Here is a 1,505-nt window from a genome sequence, read left to right on the forward strand (position 1 = left end):
TACCATAAAATAAAATTTTATCCTATTCATAAAAATTCCATAAATATTCCATTCCAAAAATCAAAAATTAATTTTTTTTTAAAAATTAAATACAATTACTAATTCATAATCTAACATATACAAAATAAAAATTTCATTCTCAATTCTACAAAAATTTTTATAAAAACCTTTCATTTACTTCTCTTCAATAAAAATTTTATTTTCCCAAAATATATCCTAATTTTTAACCTAATTCTTCTTCTAATAATCAATTCAACCTCTAATCAAAAAAATATACCTTAATTATATTTCATCTCTTCAACAAATTTCATAATAAACATAACAACCCTATTACTCCAATAAAAAAAAAAACCTATAATTAACTTTTCAAAAAATTTCCAAACAAACAATTTCAACAAAATCTTTCAATTTCTTATTTTACTATATTCAACTCTCTATATTCCTCTATCCATAAAATACATTAAATATACAAAAATAACTATAACAAAATTTCTATTATTCATATTAACAACTACTCTAAAAAAAATATTTTTATATAATACTAACAATTTAATAACTATCTTTATAACTCCAAAATATTTCAATTTATACTCCTACCTATTATCTAAATATACCAAAAAAAATATACAATCTAATAAAACTACTATAAAATATTTACTCATAAATAAAACAAACTCTTCTATTCTAATTAATAATTTCTCTTAACTATATAATTCATCCTAAAAAATTATACATTTATATATTAATAAAACCATTCACTATTTCTTAAAACTCAATCTCTCCCCCAAATAAACCATATAACCAAAAAAAACCATAAACCAAAATAAAAAAACTTACCCCACCCATAAATAAATATTTCATAATAACCTCATTAAATCATATATCTTTCTTAATATATCCAAATAATAAATAAAAACATAAACTAAAACATTCTAAAACTACAAAAATAATTATTAAATCATTAACACCACATAAAAACATTCCTCCTAAAATAACTATTAATATAAATAACAAAAACTCTATTATAACCATTTCTATACATTCAATATACTCTACAAATAAAAAAATACAAAAAATTAAACATAATAAAATAAAAAATTAAAAAATTTCATTAAAATTATTCATTTAAAAATTTCCTAAAAAACTAATCATAAATTCTTCTCTCCATCAAAACAATAAAACCATTATACTCATTACAAAACTTATTAAAAAAATAAAATATAACCAAAATATATCTTTTTAATCAAAAATTAAATCAATCATCAAAAAAAAAATTAAACCAAAAATTAAAATACATTCTAAAAAAATAAAACTTCCATCAAAAAAAAACAAATAAAAAACTTTCATAAAAATTCTCATAAAATCAAAAATAAAATTTTCATTCTATACATACCAAATCATAAATTAATAACTACATCCAATCTCCAAAAAAAAAACCAATTTTTAATTTTTAAAATAAAATATTTACAAAATCCCCATAAATAGAATAAAACCTTATTCCATAA

Annotated in this window: 1 protein-coding gene and 1 pseudogene; one reads left to right on the plus strand and one right to left on the minus strand. The window is 17.5% G+C overall.

What is annotated here, in order from left to right:
* The first annotated feature begins 159 nt into the window (after positions 1-159).
* A pseudogene (locus IE038_RS25495) lies at positions 160-705 on the plus strand (hypothetical protein).
* A gap of 534 nt (positions 706-1,239) precedes the next feature.
* Here the strand turns inward: IE038_RS25495 and IE038_RS25500 are convergent.
* Positions 1,240-1,359 carry a hypothetical protein gene (locus IE038_RS25500; protein ID WP_220451657.1) on the minus strand — a complete coding sequence of 40 codons (120 nt, stop codon included), beginning with the start codon at positions 1,357-1,359 and terminating at the stop codon, positions 1,240-1,242.
* Positions 1,360-1,505: the final 146 nt, after the last annotated feature.

Origin of the sequence: Pseudomonas laurentiana (assembly GCF_014648275.1) — a bacterium.
GTDB lineage: Bacteria > Pseudomonadota > Gammaproteobacteria > Pseudomonadales > Pseudomonadaceae > Aquipseudomonas > Aquipseudomonas laurentiana.